Source organism: Microbacterium songi (genome assembly GCF_042747925.1).
Lineage (GTDB): Bacteria > Actinomycetota > Actinomycetes > Actinomycetales > Microbacteriaceae > Microbacterium.
On the sequence record NZ_JBHZIE010000006.1, the window covers coordinates 200,787 to 216,352 of the forward strand.

General features: G+C 69.5%; 11 protein-coding genes and 1 tRNA gene. 7 read left to right on the plus strand and 5 right to left on the minus strand.

From position 1 onward, the window contains the following. Positions 1 to 66 precede the first annotated feature (66 nt). Positions 67 to 462 carry a YccF domain-containing protein gene (locus tag ACFM35_RS09445; RefSeq protein ID WP_378841331.1) on the plus strand — a complete coding sequence of 132 codons (396 nt, stop codon included), beginning with the start codon at positions 67 to 69 and terminating at the stop codon, positions 460 to 462. On the opposite strand, the gene ACFM35_RS09450 is transcribed toward ACFM35_RS09445, so the two are convergent. From ACFM35_RS09450 to ACFM35_RS09460, 3 genes are read right to left on the minus strand one after another with little or no spacing between them, the layout of a single operon-like run. Beyond that, positions 449 to 3,502, minus strand: a complete 3,054-nt coding sequence (locus ACFM35_RS09450) for a DUF2339 domain-containing protein (RefSeq protein ID WP_378841333.1) — start codon at positions 3,500 to 3,502, stop codon at positions 449 to 451. The genes ACFM35_RS09445 and ACFM35_RS09450 overlap by 14 nt on opposite strands. Positions 3,503 to 3,539: 37 nt before the next feature. Next, entirely contained in the window at positions 3,540 to 4,004 is a 465-nt protein-coding gene (locus ACFM35_RS09455; protein WP_378841335.1) for a universal stress protein, read from the minus strand. Between the two features lie 3 nt (positions 4,005 to 4,007). After that, complete coding sequence (locus ACFM35_RS09460; RefSeq protein ID WP_378841337.1) at positions 4,008 to 5,474, minus strand: APC family permease; 1,467 nt, start codon at positions 5,472 to 5,474, stop codon at positions 4,008 to 4,010. Between the two features lie 189 nt (positions 5,475 to 5,663). Here ACFM35_RS09460 and ACFM35_RS09465 point away from each other — a divergent pair. Beyond that, positions 5,664 to 5,736: transfer RNA gene (locus ACFM35_RS09465), tRNA-Met, on the plus strand. A gap of 19 nt (positions 5,737 to 5,755) precedes the next feature. Here ACFM35_RS09465 and ACFM35_RS09470 read toward each other — a convergent pair. Next, complete coding sequence (locus tag ACFM35_RS09470; protein ID WP_378841339.1) at positions 5,756 to 5,992, minus strand: hypothetical protein; 237 nt, start codon at positions 5,990 to 5,992, stop codon at positions 5,756 to 5,758. A gap of 185 nt (positions 5,993 to 6,177) precedes the next feature. On the opposite strand from ACFM35_RS09470, the gene ACFM35_RS09475 reads away from it, so the two are divergent. The 3 genes from ACFM35_RS09475 to ACFM35_RS09485 are packed head-to-tail and all read left to right on the plus strand — an operon-like array spanning position 6,178 to position 10,899. Beyond that, positions 6,178 to 7,200 carry a 3-oxoacyl-ACP synthase III gene (locus ACFM35_RS09475; protein ID WP_378841341.1) on the plus strand — a complete coding sequence of 341 codons (1,023 nt, stop codon included), beginning with the start codon at positions 6,178 to 6,180 and terminating at the stop codon, positions 7,198 to 7,200. A gap of 31 nt (positions 7,201 to 7,231) precedes the next feature. Further along, on the plus strand, positions 7,232 to 9,922 hold the full coding sequence (locus ACFM35_RS09480; protein ID WP_378841343.1) for an alpha/beta fold hydrolase: 2,691 nt from the start codon (positions 7,232 to 7,234) through the stop codon (positions 9,920 to 9,922). Then, the gene (locus tag ACFM35_RS09485) at positions 9,919 to 10,899 is read left to right on the plus strand and encodes an NAD-dependent epimerase/dehydratase family protein (RefSeq protein WP_378841345.1); all 981 of its coding nucleotides are present in this window, start codon (positions 9,919 to 9,921) and stop codon (positions 10,897 to 10,899) included. The genes ACFM35_RS09480 and ACFM35_RS09485 overlap by 4 nt, the downstream gene beginning before the upstream one ends. Before the next feature lie 2 nt (positions 10,900 to 10,901). Here the strand turns inward: ACFM35_RS09485 and ACFM35_RS09490 are convergent, their stop codons facing one another. Then, positions 10,902 to 12,887, minus strand: coding sequence for an ABC1 kinase family protein (locus ACFM35_RS09490; protein WP_378841347.1), 1,986 nt, complete (start codon positions 12,885 to 12,887; stop codon positions 10,902 to 10,904). Positions 12,888 to 13,013: 126 nt separating this feature from the next. Between ACFM35_RS09490 and ACFM35_RS09495 the strand changes: the two genes are divergently transcribed. Next, complete coding sequence (locus tag ACFM35_RS09495; RefSeq protein WP_378841349.1) at positions 13,014 to 13,685, plus strand: potassium channel family protein; 672 nt, start codon at positions 13,014 to 13,016, stop codon at positions 13,683 to 13,685. Beyond that, positions 13,682 to 15,292 (plus strand): MFS transporter, encoded by a 1,611-nt coding sequence (locus tag ACFM35_RS09500; RefSeq protein ID WP_378841351.1) that lies wholly within the window; start codon positions 13,682 to 13,684, stop codon positions 15,290 to 15,292. The genes ACFM35_RS09495 and ACFM35_RS09500 overlap by 4 nt, the downstream gene beginning before the upstream one ends. The last annotated feature ends 274 nt before the right edge of the window (positions 15,293 to 15,566 follow it).

A 15,566-nucleotide genomic window follows, 5' to 3' on the forward strand; every position in this document is an offset into this window, starting at 1 on the left:
GGTGCCGACAGCGCTGCGGTGGGGGTGAGGGGCGTTCTCGCAGGAGCGATGCTCCAGGATGGGCGTATGCGCACCGTCCTGAACGTCATCTGGCTGGTCCTGTCGGGCTTCTGGATGTTCCTCGCCTACATGCTCGCCGGCGTCATCCTGTGCATCCCGATCATCACGATCCCGTGGGCGATCGCATCGTTCCGCATCGGGCGCTACGCCCTCTGGCCGTTCGGCCAGACGATCGTGTCGAAGTCGACGGCCGGCGTCGGATCCTTCCTCGGCAACGTGATCTGGGTCGTCCTCGCGGGGATCTGGCTGGCGATCGGCCACATCCTGACGGGTGTGGCGATGTGCATCACGATCATCGGCATCCCCTTGGGCATCGCCAGCTTCAAGCTCGTGCCGATCTCGCTCATGCCGCTGGGCAAAGAGATCGTGTCGGGAACCCGCGGCGGGGTCACCGTCCCCTGAGCCGAGGCTCTTCGCCTCGATCGCTGCGCCGACCGACGACGCCAGACGAATCGGCCCGGCCGGTCAGCGCCATCGCCAGGCCCACCGCGCAGATGAACCCCCCGAGGGCTGCGGCCCACCCGGCGCTCGACGCGGGGATCTCGAGGTACGTCGTGATACCCAGGATCCGCGCGAGTCCCCACGGGAGCAGCCCCATCTGGTCGTTCCAGACCGTCAATGCCTGCTCCAGCCCGATCACGGCCACGATCGCCGCGGGAACGGCCAGCCCCGCGCCGACGGCGGCGAGCACCGAGCCGGTCGCGCGACGCGCGCCCACCTGAGACGAGTACGCCCAGCCCGCGGCGACGAACGTCCAGAGGAACGCGGCGACGGCGAGCGATACGTACGCGGTGCGACGGGCCGGGTCGGTCCAGAACCCGAACCAGTAGCCCCCCGGCCCGGTGAACGACAGGGCGAGCAGGGTCAGGATGCACCGCAGCATCGTCACTCCGGCGACCGCCGTGATGACCGGCCACGCCGATCGCCCCCGCAGCAGCAGGAGCATCGTCACGACGAAGACCAGCCACGCGCCGAGCGTGAGGAGCAGATGTGCGGGTGCGAGGAACGAGGTCTGCACGCCGCGGGTCGCGACCAGCAGTGCACCGGGGATGATGATGGCGAGCCCGCGATCGAGGGGACGCATGCCCAGCGTCGATTCCCGAGCCCGCCACGGACGTGTCGACGCGAGCCAGGTGGCTCGGGCCGCTCCCGCACCGGGTCGTCCGACCAGTCTCGTACGCGCGGAGAGCATCCCGATGACCACCCAGGCGAGCGCGAAGACCAGCAGGATGCGGGCCGACCACGACATCGCCAGGTCGCGGTCTGCGCGATCGACGCCCAGCGTCGCGGCGGTGAGGTTCCACGCCGGGTGGGCGACATCACCCTCGTACGAGGCCAGGTGTGCCGCGGCCTGGGCGACGTACTCTACGCGAGCCCCCTGCCATAGCGCGTACGACTCCGCAGATCCGTCGTCGTGCCATTGGGCCTGGCGCAGGAACATCGTGCGGTAGGTCGAGAGCAGCCGGAGGGTGTCGACCTCGTACTCCAGCGCACCGGTGAACGCAGCCCTGATCCCGGGGTCCCGCCAGGTCGCGGCATCCGTCGCCTGAACACCGTCGCGCATGCCCTCGGCCGTCGCGACGGCCTGCTCGCCGAGCTCGATGGCCTCGTCGGTGCGGTCGCCGACGATGGTGTACATCGTGTCGAGGGTCGCTGAATCCCCGGTCAGGATGTCCCATTCGAACAGCCACATCTGCGGCGGCGGTTCCAGGCCGACGGCGAACACGCGGTTCTCGGCGAAGGGCTGCAGGTACAGGCCCTGCCGGATCGCGTCGCGCGACGACGCCATCGCCCGGACGATCGCGTCCACCGTGGCAGGGTCTTCCGAGAAGTATCTTCGCGCCCATCCTTGTGTGATCTCGTCCAGGTCGGCGGCGGGATCCCGGGCGAGCGCCGCCGCGGTCAGGGTGTTGTGCTCGGAGAGCTGCCAGAACCCGGTCTTGAGGTAGAGCGACATCGGCCCGGCTCGCCACGGTCCGCCGTCCTGGGTCCAGGTCCACACGCCCTCGATGCGGGGGTTTTCCGTGAGCAGGCTCTGCAGCGCCCCCTGCAGCTCGGGTCCGAGGTCGTTCGGGAAAGCCCCGAAGCCCTCGAATTCGCGCCGCGCCTGGAACTCGATGATGCGCCGCTGATCGCCGATCTCCAACGTGTTGTTCAGGGGCAGCCAGCTGTAGAAATCCCCCAGCGTGTACTTCGTCGAGACGATGAGCCGCGGCGACGACACCGTCTCGAACACCGCGTCGTACGAGACCGGGTCGGTGTGCATGTCGCCGACGTCCCCGATGCCGACGCTCCACGTGCGGAAGATCACTTCGCGATCGGATGCCTCGGCCCCGGCGAGGAACGCGTCGAGCATGGTCTGCACGGCGGAGACGCTGCGGACGGCGAGCGCGGAGTAGTAGTCCCACCCGGGTTCCTGGTAGATGCTGCCGCCCTCGCCGACGCGGATCAGCACGCCGGAGAGACCGGGCTGCTGCTCGTACAGCTGCTCCAGTGCCGAGGTGTAGACGCTCCAGAGCTCGGGGTTCGAGGTGTCGGCCGAACCGAACCGCGCGTCGAAGTAGTCGGAGAGCTGCGGAGTGAGTGCCAGCATGTCGGTGCGCAGGTACACCTTGACGCCCAGTTCGCGCGCTCGATCCCAGAACGGGGAGAACGCCTTCACGAGCGCCTCGGCGCGAGCGATGTGCTCATCGCCCTCGGCGTACACGCCGCCCCCGGGAGCACCGGCGAACGTCACGTATTCGATGAAGCCCGGCCAGGCGACGGCGTTGTATCCGAGCGCGACGCTGTGCCGGAGGAAATCGTCCCACTCCGCGTAGTCCGCCTCGAGTGCCCTCTCGTCGATGTACGGCGCGGCGGGGAGGTACGCGTCCTCGAAGGCGCCGGACGCGTGCGAGTAGTTCGTGCCCGACTCCCATTCGGCCGGATCGGCGGCGACACCGACGGCGCCGAGATCGACCATCCGGAGCGGGAGCTTCGAGGTGACCGACTCCCCCAGATGCTCGAAGATGGGCCGGCCGGCGCGGATCTGTGCGGCGATGTCGTAGATGCCGCGGACGGCACCCGTCTCGCTCGCCGCCTCGATGCGCAGCGCGTCGGACGTGCCCGTGAGCGTATATCCGTCGTCTGCGTCACTTCCTCCGCCGGCGGTCACTGTGAGCGTGGCGACGCCGGTCGTCGAGCCCGCCGACGCCGTGGCATGCGTCAGCTCTTCGATCGCGAGACGTGTCCGCACGCCCTCCGGCGCGTCCACCGTGAGCCGCGGAGGGGAGACCGCGGATGCCGCAGCCGAGGGCGGCACCGCCGCCGACGACATCTGCGGGGCAGGTTCGGACCGGATGCCCAGCGCGTCGCCGATGACGAAAGACACGCCGGCGCCCAGAACGACGAGCACCAGGAACGTGACGGCGGCGACGATCCCTCGTCGCGCCGCCGATGCCATGGACAGATCCTAGGGCCGCGGGCGCGCCGCGCCCACGTCAGGCCAGCGCGCGCTCGCTGTGCGGCGTGGGGCGGCAGACGAGCACCGGGCACGGCGCCGAGTGCTGCACGCGGGAGGCTGTGCTGCCGAGGAGGATCGTGCGCGTCAGCCCGCGGCTTCCCGCCGCCATCGAGATGAGGTCGGCGTCGAGGTCTTCCGCAGCGCGGATGATCTCCTGCGCCGGCGACCCGCTGCGCACCTGCTTGTGGATCTTCGGACCCCAGCCGTCGAACTCCGCGGCCACGGTGTCGACGGCGACCTCGGCATCCGCGGAGTAGCTGACGTCGGAGATCTTCGACGAGCGGGCCGGTCCGATCTCATTCGCGAAGGGGGCGGCGGCGTACGGGCTCACGACCGCGATGACGGTGACGTCCGTGATCTCGCGGGAGTCGGCGATCCACTTGAACTGGCGTGCGGCGACGAGCGATGAGAGCGATCCGTCGGTGGCGACGATGACGTGCATGGTTCAGAGCTCCTTGCTCGCGATGACATCGGGGTCGCCGGGCTGGGCGCCGTCGGGCCGGAGGCGTTTCTTGCCGAAGAACTTCTCGAGCAGGTACAGCACGAGACCCAGGGCCAGCAGCCCCGCGACCCACAGAAGCGACTCGGGGTCGTCGATCAGCGTGTAGGCGAGGACGGCCAGGTTGCCGACGATGCCGAAGAACAGCAGCGGCGTGTTCGCCCGGTAGGTCTCGGGCCCCTCGTCCTTGCCCCGCAGTTTGAGGCACGCGACGATCACGAGCGCGTAGATGAAGAGGAGGAACACCACGGTGATGGTGGCGAGACGATCGACGACATCGAGCTGTTCATCTGCCGGCAGCCCCGACTGACTCGACTTGATCGCCGCGCCGATCAGCAGCAGCGCGGCCACGACCAGTCCGCCGAAGATGAGCGCGACATAGGGGCTGCGACGCACCGGGTGCACTTTGGCGAACACCGCCGGCACGACGTCGGCACGCGCCATCCCGTAGAGGATCCGCGACTGCGCGACCACCGTGACCAGCGCGGTGTTGCTGATCGCGATCATGGCGATGATGCCGAAGACGACCAGCATGATCGACGCGGGGATGAAGAAGAGGTCGGCGCGGATCACCTCCAGCAGGGTGTTGCCCGCCAGGGTCTCGATCGGCACCGCGAGCGCAGCGGCCATCGAGACGAGCACGTAGACGACTCCGGCCGTCATCATGCCGCCAATGAGGGCGCGCGGGAATGCCTTGGAGGGATCGATCGTCTCCTCGGCGACGTTCGCGGCGTTCTCGAAGCCGGTCATGGCGAAGAAGGCCAGGGAGACTCCCGCGAGGATCGCGAGGATCTCGGACCCGCCCCCGCCCGAGACGCTGAACTGCAGGAGGACCGACGGGTCGTTCACGCCCTCGACGAGGGCGATGACCCCGATGATCACGACGATGACGAGGCCGCTGAGCTCGATGAAGGTCATCACGACGTTCGCGACCACCGACTCGGTGATGCCGATGAGGTTGATGACCGTGATGAGCGCGACGAACGCGACGGCGATTCCCGCGCTGGCCCACACCGCGTCTTCGGGAATTCCCACGAGTCCGCTGAAATAGCGCACGAAGCCGGAGGCGAGCGAGCCGACCGCGGCCATGTTGGCCGACAGCATGCAGATGGTGATGAAGAACGTGAGGATGGGGCTGCGGAACGCCTTGTTGATGTACAGGGAGGCGCCGGCGGCCTGCGGGTACTTGGTGACGAGCTCCGCGTACGCGAGGCCGGTGACCGTGGCGATCGCGACGCCGACGAGGAACGCCATCCAGAAGGCACCACCCACCGCCGCGGCGACGAGGCCGACGAGCACGTAGATGCCCGACCCCAGGACGTCGCCGACGACGTAGAAGTAGAGCTGCTTTCCCGTGATCGAGCGTTTCAGCTCGCTGCGCTGGGGGGCGTCTTGTGCCGCATCGGTTGCCATGAGCAGACGTTACGCCCCCTATGTGTCGCCTTTGTTGCGATTGTGAACCATCGCCGCTCAATCGTGACCGAGGCGTCGGCTCCTCCCCGACCACCACACCGTCCGGATGCCGCGGCACACGGCGTCATGTTCTGCAACGCTCCGTCACACGGGCGTGGCTGTCGGTCGCCGGAGGTAGCGTCGAGTCATCGCGGCGATCCGGGCGGTCCCGGGCTCCGGCTCATACCCGGCAGCGTGGCGGGTTCGACTCCCGCCGTCGCGTCTGATCTGTTCGCGCCGACTCAGTCGGAGAACTCGCCCGCGACGATGGCGTCGGCGTACTTGCGGACGTCCGGGCCGGGCTCGTAATCGATGAAGCGGCCTTTCATACGGCTGTTGATCTCGGCGAAGGCCTCGTCGGACGACAGCTCGCCGCCGTTCTGCGCGATGTCGAGAACGGCCTCTCGCAGAACCCGGTCGGAGTCCTGGAGGATCTTTTCGCGCGCGGCATCATTCCAGCGAATCTCTGAAGCATCCATGTCGGCGACGCTAAGCCGGATGAGTCGGCCTCACCGGGGGGTTGCGTCCGAACCATCAGTGTGCTGAGGCCAGGAAACGGCGCGTGCGATATCACAGTGCGGCCTCGCATCGGCGACCACAGGACGAAGGCGTAAGGTGGATCCCTTGATATCGCGAGCCCCGTGGCTCGTTCGACGGAGGTTTCGTGGCCGGAAATGCGACCACTCGTTATGGCAACGTCTCCCTGTTGTCGGTTGCGAGCACTTTACCCAGCAGGGTGACGACGTCCATCGACATCGAGCAGCGCCTCTCGGCTGCTCTGGCCCGTCTCAAACTCCCCGGCGCGCTGCTCGAGCGGGTGGCCGGCGTGCTCGAACGCCGCAACTGGGCCGCGGGCGAGTCGTCCGATGAGGCCACCGTCTCGGCGGGCCGGCGAGCTCTCGCCGAAGCGGGCGTCGACCCCTCGGAGGTTGGGCTGCTGATCAACACCTCCGTCACCCGCAAGCACCTCGAGCCCTCCGTCGCCGTGCGCCTGCACCACGGACTCGGACTGCCGAGTTCAGCCATCAACTTCGATGTGGCGAACGCGTGCCTCGGGTTCGTGAGCGGCATGAGTCTCGCGGCGAGCATGATCGATTCGGGACAGATCCGCTACGCCGTGGTCGTCAACGGCGAAGACGCCGATGACATCCAGGTCAACACGATCGAGCGGCTCCTCCATGAGGACGTCGACCGCGACGGCTTCATGAGCGAGTTCGCCTCCCTCACGCTCGGCTCCGGCTCGGCCGCGGCCGTGCTCGGCCGCACCGACGAGCACCCCGACGGTCATCGCATCCTGGGCGGGGTCACTCGTGCCGCCACCCAGTTCCACGAACTGTGCGTCGGCAGCGTCGACGGCATGTTCACCGACGCCAAGGCCCTGCTGAAGGGCGGGCTCGACCTCGTCGTATCGGCGTGGAAGGAAGCGTCCACCGAGTGGAACTGGTCGTCGATGGACCGCTACATCACCCACCAGGTCTCTTCGGTGCACACCAACGCCATCGTGAAGGCGGCGAAGCTCGACCGCAGCCGCGTGCCCACGACGTTCCCGAAGTTCGGCAACGTCGGACCGGCCTCCATTCCGATCACGCTCGTGGAGGAGCAGGCGACACTGCGTCGCGGAGACCGCGTGCTGCTCATGGGCGTGGGGTCGGGTCTGAACACGGCGATGATGGAGCTCGCGTGGTGACCCGGCATCCGGCGGCGCGAGCAACGTCGTGATGGCGAAAGCCTCACTTCCGCCGAAAGACCTCCCCGAGCTCGATCCCCGGTTCAGCCGCACCCTGCGCGTCCCCGTGGGCGGCGATCGTGGTGCGAGCCACGAGTGGCACTACCTGGATAACCGCGATGCACTCGCGGAACGCGGCATCCCGGTCACCGGCACGATCCTCGCGGTCCACGGCAACCCCACCTGGTCCTACCTCTGGCGGAGGCTGGTCGCCGGATCGGTCGACACCGCGCAGGCCGGCGCCCCCGCGTGGCGCGTGATCGCCGTCGACCAGCTCGACATGGGCTTCTCCGAGCGCGTCTCGGGCACCGGGGGCGCCCACCGCACGCTCGCCCAGCGTGTGCGCGACCTGGCCGCCTTCACCGACGAACTCGGCATCGAGGGGCCGGTCGTCACGCTCGGCCACGACTGGGGCGGCGTCGTCTCCCTCGGCTGGGCCGTCGACCATCCCGACCTGCTGGCCGGCGTCCTTCTGCTGAACACCGCCGTCCACCACCCCGACGGCGTCCCCATTCCGGCGCCCCTGCGTCTGGCCGGCGCCCGCGGGATGCTGTCGGCGTCGACCGTCCGGAGCACGGCCTTCCTCGACACCACCCTGGCGCTGGCCTCACCCGCGCTCGCACCCGCGGTGAAGGACGCGTACCGCGCTCCCTACCGGACGGCGCGACGCCGCCACGGCATAGGCGGATTCGTCGCGGACATCCCGGTCGGGCCCGGTCACGAGAGCTTCGCCGAGCTCGAACGCATCTCGGCCGGCGTCGCCGCACTGACGGTGCCGGCACTGTTCCTCTGGGGACCGCGCGACCCGATCTTCGTCGACCGCTACCTCGACGACCTGATCGGGCGGATGCCGCATGCCGACGTCCACCGATTCGAAGGCGCGGGTCACCTCCTGGCCGAAGACCGCCCGTACCAGGAGACGGTGCTCACCTGGCTGGACGACAACGCCGACCGCCTGACGCACGCCGACGTCTCCTCGCCCGAAGACGGTCACGGCGAAGAAGCAGGTGAAGGGCAGGAAGAGGCATCCTTCACCCCTCTGTGGCGGCGACTCGACGATCGACGCGAGGACGACGACGCCGCCGTGATCGACATGGCGACCGGAGCCGGTCGGGCGCCGCGGCGTGTGAGCTGGCGCCGGCTCGACGACCGGGTGCGACGCATCGCCTCGGGTCTCACGCGCATCGGAGTGCGCCCGGGTGACCGCGTCTCACTCCTCGTCCCTCCCGGCCCCACCCTGACCGCCGTGGTCTACGCCTGCCTGCGGATCGGTGCGGTCGTCGTGGTGGCCGACGCCGGTCTCGGGGTCCGTGGTCTCACCCGCGCCGTGCGCGGAGCCCGGCCCGACTTCCTCATCGGCGAGACGCGTGGTCTTGCCGCCGCGCGCGCGCTCGGCTGGCCGGGCGTCCGGATCGCCGCCGAGGGGTTGTCCGCGCCCGTCCGCGCGGCCCTGGGAGTGTCGCACAGCCTCGGTGAGGTCGCCGCGCTGGGCGATCCCGACGAGATCCTGCCCGCACCCGGACCGCGAGACACGGCGGCCATCCTCTTCACGTCGGGGTCGACCGGTCCGGCGAAGGGCGTGGTGTACACCCATGCGCAGCTGTCTGCACTGCGGGACGTGCTCGCGGCGCACTTCGACATCGCCGCCGACACGGGCCTCGTGACGGGCTTCGCCCCCTTCGCGCTCCTGGGGCCGGCGCTCGGCACCCGTTCGGTCACCCCCGACATGGATGTCTCCTCTCCGCGCACACTCACCGCTGCCGCCGTCGCCGCGGCGGTCCGCGCTTCCGACGCGCGGATCGTGTTCCTCTCCCCCGCGGCGATCCTGAACGTCGTCGCGACCGCCGGGGAGCTGACGGCCGGGGACCGGGAAGCCCTGGGTGGCGTCCAGACGTTCCTGTCGACGGGGGCGCCGATCGGCCGTTCGCTTCTCGAATCCTCGGGCGAGCTCATGCCGAACGCGACAGCCCACACGCCGTACGGCATGACCGAGTGCCTCCTGCTGACGGACATCACCCTCGACGGCATCCGATCCGCCGCCACCGAGCCCGACGACGGTGTGTGCGTGGGTACTCCCATCGGATCGAACCGAGTCCTCGTCAGTGCGCTGGACCACGATGGACGCGCGACCGGCTCCCCCCACGCCGGTCCCGGCGTGCTCGGAGAGATCGTCGTCTCGGCTCGACACCTGAAGACCGGGTACGACCGTCTGTGGGCCACCGACCGCGCCGCCGAGCGCGACACACCGCGGACTCGGTCACCCGATGAACGGTGGCATCGCACGGGCGACGTCGGTCACCTCGACGACCGAGGCCGCCTGTGGGTGGAGGGACGCCTGCCGCATGTCATCGTGACCGCGACCGGGCCGGTCGCCCCGGTCGGCGCCGAGCAGGACATCGAGACCGTCCCGGCGGTCCGCCGCGCGGCGATCGTCGGCATCGGGCCACGAGGGCTTCAGCAGGTCGTCGCCATCGTCGAAACCGTGCCGCCGTCCGCTCGGGCGGCACTCGCCGGCCCGGAGCTTGCGGCGGAGATCCGCGCGAGCACGCCGTTGCCGCTCGCGGCGGTGCTGGTCGTCCCCCGGCTGCCCACCGACATCCGGCACAACTCGAAGATCGACCGCTCGCGCCTCGCGAGGTGGGCCGAGGGGATCCTCGCCGGCCGGAAGCCGACGGCGCCGTGATCGTGCTCGTGACCGGGGCATCCGGGTTCCTCGGGCGCGCCGTCGCCGCAGAGCTCGTGGGCGCCGGACACGAGGTGCGCACGATGCAGCGCCGGCCATCCCGTGTCACGGGCGCGACCGATGTGCTCGGCTCCCTTACCGACGACGACCTCGTCGCCCGCGCCGTGGACGGCGCCGAGGGCGTCGTCCACCTGGCTGCCAAGGTCTCGCTCGCGGGCGCTCCCCGCGAGTTCACCGCCGTGAACGTGGACGGGACGCGGTCTCTGCTGGATGCCGCCGAGCGCGCAGGCGTCACCCGCTTCGTGCAGGTTTCCTCACCCTCCGTCGCTCACACGGGTTCTGCGATCGCCGGCGCCGGCGCCGACCCGGCAGACCCGGTTCGCGCGCGGGGCGACTACGCGCGCACGAAGGCCGAGGCCGAGCTCCTCAGCCTCGCGCGGGATTCGACGGCGATGCACGTGGTCGCCGTCCGTCCCCACCTGGTGTGGGGCCCGGGCGACACGCAGCTCGTCGACCGCATCGTCGATCGTGCACGGCGGGGCCGACTGCCCCTCTTGAACGGAGGCACCGCGCTGATCGACAGCACCTACGTCGACAATGCCGCCTCCGGTATCGTCGCCGCTCTGCACCGAGCGCACGACGCCCACGGCCGCGCGTTCGTCCTGACGAACGGTGAGCCGCGCCCGGTCGGCGACCTTCTCGCGGGCATCTGCCTCGCGGCAGGGGTACGGCCGCCGCGATGGAGTGTGCCCGCCGGGCTCGGCCGGGCTGCAGGCTCGCTCATCGAGCGGGCCTGGGCGCTCCGGCCCGGCGCCGACGAGCCGCCGATGACCCGCTTCCTGGCCGAGCAGCTGTCGACCGCCCACTGGTTCGATCAGACCGAGACACGACGGGCGCTGGCCTGGACACCCGAGGTGTCGATCGGCGAGGGTCTCCGGCGCCTCGCGGCGAGTTACGGCGGCACCCGTCGCGCGTGAGGTCAGCGGCGCTTGAGCGCCGTGCGGAGGCTCCGCAGGACCAGCAGCAGACCACCCAATCCGACCAGGCTGCCGAGCAGGGAGAACGCCCCGACGTCGTCCGTCACGAGCGGTCCGCCGCCGTCGACACTGAGTACCACCCCGATGATGACGAGGCTGATGCCGATCGCCGTGGTCGTCACCCGACCGAGCAGCCCATCGATCCACCCGCGCTCCTCGGGGCTCTCGAGACTGCGCAGACGCACCGACAGGGTGCCTTCGTCGAGGGCCCGCGTGACGTTCTCCACCCGACGGGGCAGCCGCAGCATCTGCTCGGTGAGGAGCGACGACCACGTCTGCGCCGTCAGCACGACGCCCCGCGGCGAGATGAGCGACCGCGCGATCCCCGGTGCGATCTCGAGGGCGCGCGAGACCATGTCGTAGTCGGGCACGAGCTTGCGCAGGGTCCCCTCGAGCGAGGCGAGCGTGCGGAACACCAGCAGCAGCGAGGGCGGCAGCGCCAGCCGGTTCCTGCGCAGCACGTCCAGCAGCAGCCGGAAGATGTTCTCCTCCGTCGCCGAGTTGTGCAGCCGCGTGAGGATCACCCCGAGGTCGCGCTGCAGCGTCACCGCGTCGAAGTCCTCCGACGGCGGACCGCAGATGAGCAGGACGATGTCGGTCACCGCGATGTCGTCCTCGTTGGCCATGCCGATGAGGAGGGGGAGCAGCAGTCGCCGCATGCTGGCCTCGAGGACACCGACCGCGCCGAAGTCGATCAGCGTCACGGTGCCGCGGGTCGCGCCACCCGCTCCGTCCCCGTCGGCCCCGGCGTCGAGGATGACGTTGCCCGGGTGCAGATCGGCGTGGAAGATGCCCCGCACCACGACCTGCTCGACGATGGCATCGAGCAGCGCATTCGCGACGTCCGTCGCCTCCTCCGGCGTCAACGCCCCCGGCCGCACATTGCTGAGGGGCGTGCCCACCACGCGTTCCTGCACGATCATCTGAGGCGTGGAGTACTCGCCGAACACCCGCGGGATACGCAGTCGTGACGATCCGGAGGCCGCGACGGTCGCACTGAGCATCTTGCTGTTGCCGACCTCGATGCGGTAGTCCAGCTCCTCCCGCAGGCCCCGCGAGAACTCCTCGACGAGGGCGTGCGCACCGTAGTCGCGCGCCCACTCCATCCGACGTTCGACGTCCCTCGCGAGGCGGTCGAGGATGTCGAGATCGGTCGTCACCTGCGCGCGCGCCCGAGGGCGCTGGATCTTCACCACGACCTCTTCGCCGCTGATCAGTCGTGCGGCATGGACCTGGGCGACGGATGCCGCGGCCAGCGGCGTCGGATCGATCTCGGCGAACACCTCTCCGATCGGCCTGCCGAGCTGATGCACGATCGCCGCCTCGGCCTCGGACCACGGGATCGGCGTGGAATCCATCTGCAGGGTCGAGAGCGCCGCGATCAGCGGAGGCGGCAGCACGTCTTCGCGCGAGGAGAGAACCTGACCGAGCTTCACGAAGGTGACCCCTGCCTCGTTCATGGCGGACACCAGCGCCGCCGGGAGCTCACCCTCGTTCCCCCTCCGACGGCTCTCGTAGAACGTCAGCCCGTGTCGCGAGCCGATCGCGACGATCTGCGCGTAGCGCCGTGCGCGGTCCCGCCGGCGAAGCGCCTCGCGGACGACGGTGATCGGGTTGCGCCAGCGGCGCGACGGCCACAGGAACTCGAGCGTGAGCACCACGATGAACACCGCGGCGAGCATCCACCCGACGGTGAGCGCGACGACGCCGAGTGCCACCGGCCCCGACACGACGAAGCGGCCGTCACGGTACACGTCCGCCTCGGTGAGCGACCACACGGCGGCCGGCGAGGCGAGCGCGAAGACCACCAGCGCCGTCAGCGACGCGCGGATCCAGCCGACCTCGTCATCGAGCAGGCGCCGCACGATCCACGCCGCGACGAGGGAGAAGACCAGGACGATGATCGTGAACAGGAGCCAGCTCGGCATGAGGGGATTCTGTCAGGTCTCGCTCGTGCGCACGTCGAGCGGACCGTGCGCCGAGCGGATGCTGCGCTCTATGCTCATCGAAAACGACCGCATCCCGTGGTCGGGCTCGACAGGGCGGAGGACGTCGTGCAGCGACCGCCCCGACCCTCGCAGCTCCTCCGGGGCGTGCGCGGATACTGCGTCGTCTTCGCACTGGTCGTGGTCTCGTACGCGCTGTGCGCCGTACAGACGAGCGCCGACCCGAGCGCCGCCGCGTTCCTCGTGCAGCTGGTCACCGTAGCCGTGACGCTGCGCGTGGCGGACGTGCCGCCCGCGGCGCAGCGAGCAGGATGGCTGACCCTGGCCGTCGCGGGCGCGGCGACCATCGGCGTGGCCGCCCTCGGCTCACAGGGCCTGGTGCTCGATGTCGTGCTGTCCGCGGCATCGGCAGCGGCGTTCCTGATCGCTCCCGTCGCGATTCTCGTCCAGCAGTTCCGTCGCCGCCGCGCCGACGTCGAGGCCCTGCTGGCGGCCATCGCCGCGTACGTGATGATCGGCATGGCCTTCACCTTCGTCTACAACCTGCTCGCGCTGCTCGCGCCGTCGCCGGTGTTCGGCGACGGCACGGTGGACTCCCTGACGAGCCAGTTGTTCTTCTCCTTCACGACGCTCACCACGGTCGGATACGGCAATCTCGTGCCGGTCTCCCCCGGCGTGCAGACCGTCGCGGTCGTCGAGGCCATCACCGGTCAGCTCTTCCTGGTGATCGCCATCGCGCGCATCCTCTCCGCACCCAAGAGAAAGCAGGTAGCGGGATGAAGAAATGGGCCGTCGTCATCGTCCTCGGGCTCGCGCAGTTCGTCATGGTGCTGGACGGCACCGTGATGAACGTGTCGATCTCCACGGTCGTCATCGATCTGGACACGACCGTCGCAGCCATGCAGGCGGCGATCACGTTCTACACGCTCACCATGGCCGCCGTCATGCTGCTGGGCGCGAAGCTGGGCGACGTGTGGGGCCGGCGGCGCGCGTTCGTCATCGGATCGTGCGTCTACGCGGTCGGTTCGCTCGTGACGGCCTTCAGCCCCAGCTTCGCCTTCCTGTTCGTCGGGTGGTCGGTCATCGAGGGGCTCGGCGCGGTGCTGGTGATCCCGGCGATCGCCGCCCTCGTCGCCGACAACTACACGGGTCGGGATCGCATCACGGCGTACGCGATCATCGGCGCGGTGTCGGGCGCGGCGGTCGCCGCCGGGCCGCTCATCGGCGGCTTCGTCACCACGTACTTCTCGTGGCGGTACGTCTTCGTGGCGGAGGTTGTCATCATGATCGCGGTCATCTTGTGCGCGCGGGTCATCACCGATGCGACCGCACCGCAGCCGACCCGCATCGACGTCCTCAGCGTGCTGCTCTCGGCGGTCGGACTCGTGCTGGTCGTTTTCGGAATGCTGCAGAGCAAGACGTGGGGCTGGATCCTTCCGCTGCATTCGCCCGTGGTCGGCGGCACGGAGGTCGCCCCGCTCGGCATCTCGCTCACCGCCTGGTTCGTCGTGCTGGGAGCCGCCTTACTCTTGTTCTTCGTCCGTCGGCAGCAATCGCTGGTGCGGGCAGGACGATCCCCGCTGGTGCACGTCGAGATGTTCTCGATCGCGCAGCTGCGCAGCGGGCTCTCCGTGCTGGGCGCGCAGTACGCCGTCACCGCCGGCCTCTTCTTCATGGTGCCCGTGTACCTGCAGATGACGCTCGGGCTCGATGCCCTCCAGACCGGCATCCGGATCTTCCCGCTGTCGATCTCACTGATCCTGTTCTCGATCGTCGGCACCCGCCTGTCGCAGATCTGGTCGCCGCGGCGGATCGTGCGGCTCGGGCAGCTCATCCTCGTCGTCAGCGCCGTGTTGCTCCTGGGGACGGCGACCGAGGATCTGCGCAGCATCCTGTTCGGCGCGGGGATGTTCCTGGCCGGCAGCGCCCTGGGCCTGCTCGCCTCGCAGCTGGGAAACGTGAACATGTCGGCCGTCACCGAGAAGGAGACCAGCGAGGTCGGCGGCCTGCAGGGCGTCTTCCAGAACCTCGGGTCATCGCTCGGTACGGCGCTGATCGGCTCGATCCTGATTGGTGCACTGTCGACGTCGTTCGCCTCCGGCGTCGCGAACAGCACGCTGCCCGACTCGGCGCAGACGCTCGTGGCGGCCGCGACCGAACGCGGAGTCGCGATCGTCCCCGCCTCCGATGTCGCCGGCATCGCCGAGCAGGCGGGGCTGAGCGAACAGGAGGCGAGCAGTCTCGCCACCATCTACCGCGACTCCCAGCTCTCCTCGCTGCGGGTCGCCTTCTTCGGGCTGATCCTCATCACTCTGCTGTCTCTGCTCTTCTCGCGGGACATCCCGTCGAAGCGGCCGGTGCGGCGTGAGAAGTCGGCGGTCACCTGAGCGACGAGGCCGGAGGAAGAAGACGGCCCCCGACGACGATGTGCGCGGGGGAGAACAAACGCGTCGGGGGCCGGACGACCACGACGGGGCGTCGTTTTCAATCTTACGTTCTTGTCCCCCATTTGGTGGACAAGAACGGCATATCGGAGTTATGGTTTTCGTGTTCGGCACACCGATCTGGGGCTATCACCGTGTCGGCACCTGGGGAAATCGCTCACATCCGCTGAGCCGGCCCCCTCGCGTCAGGTCGTGATCTCGTCGGGCGCGAGGGGTC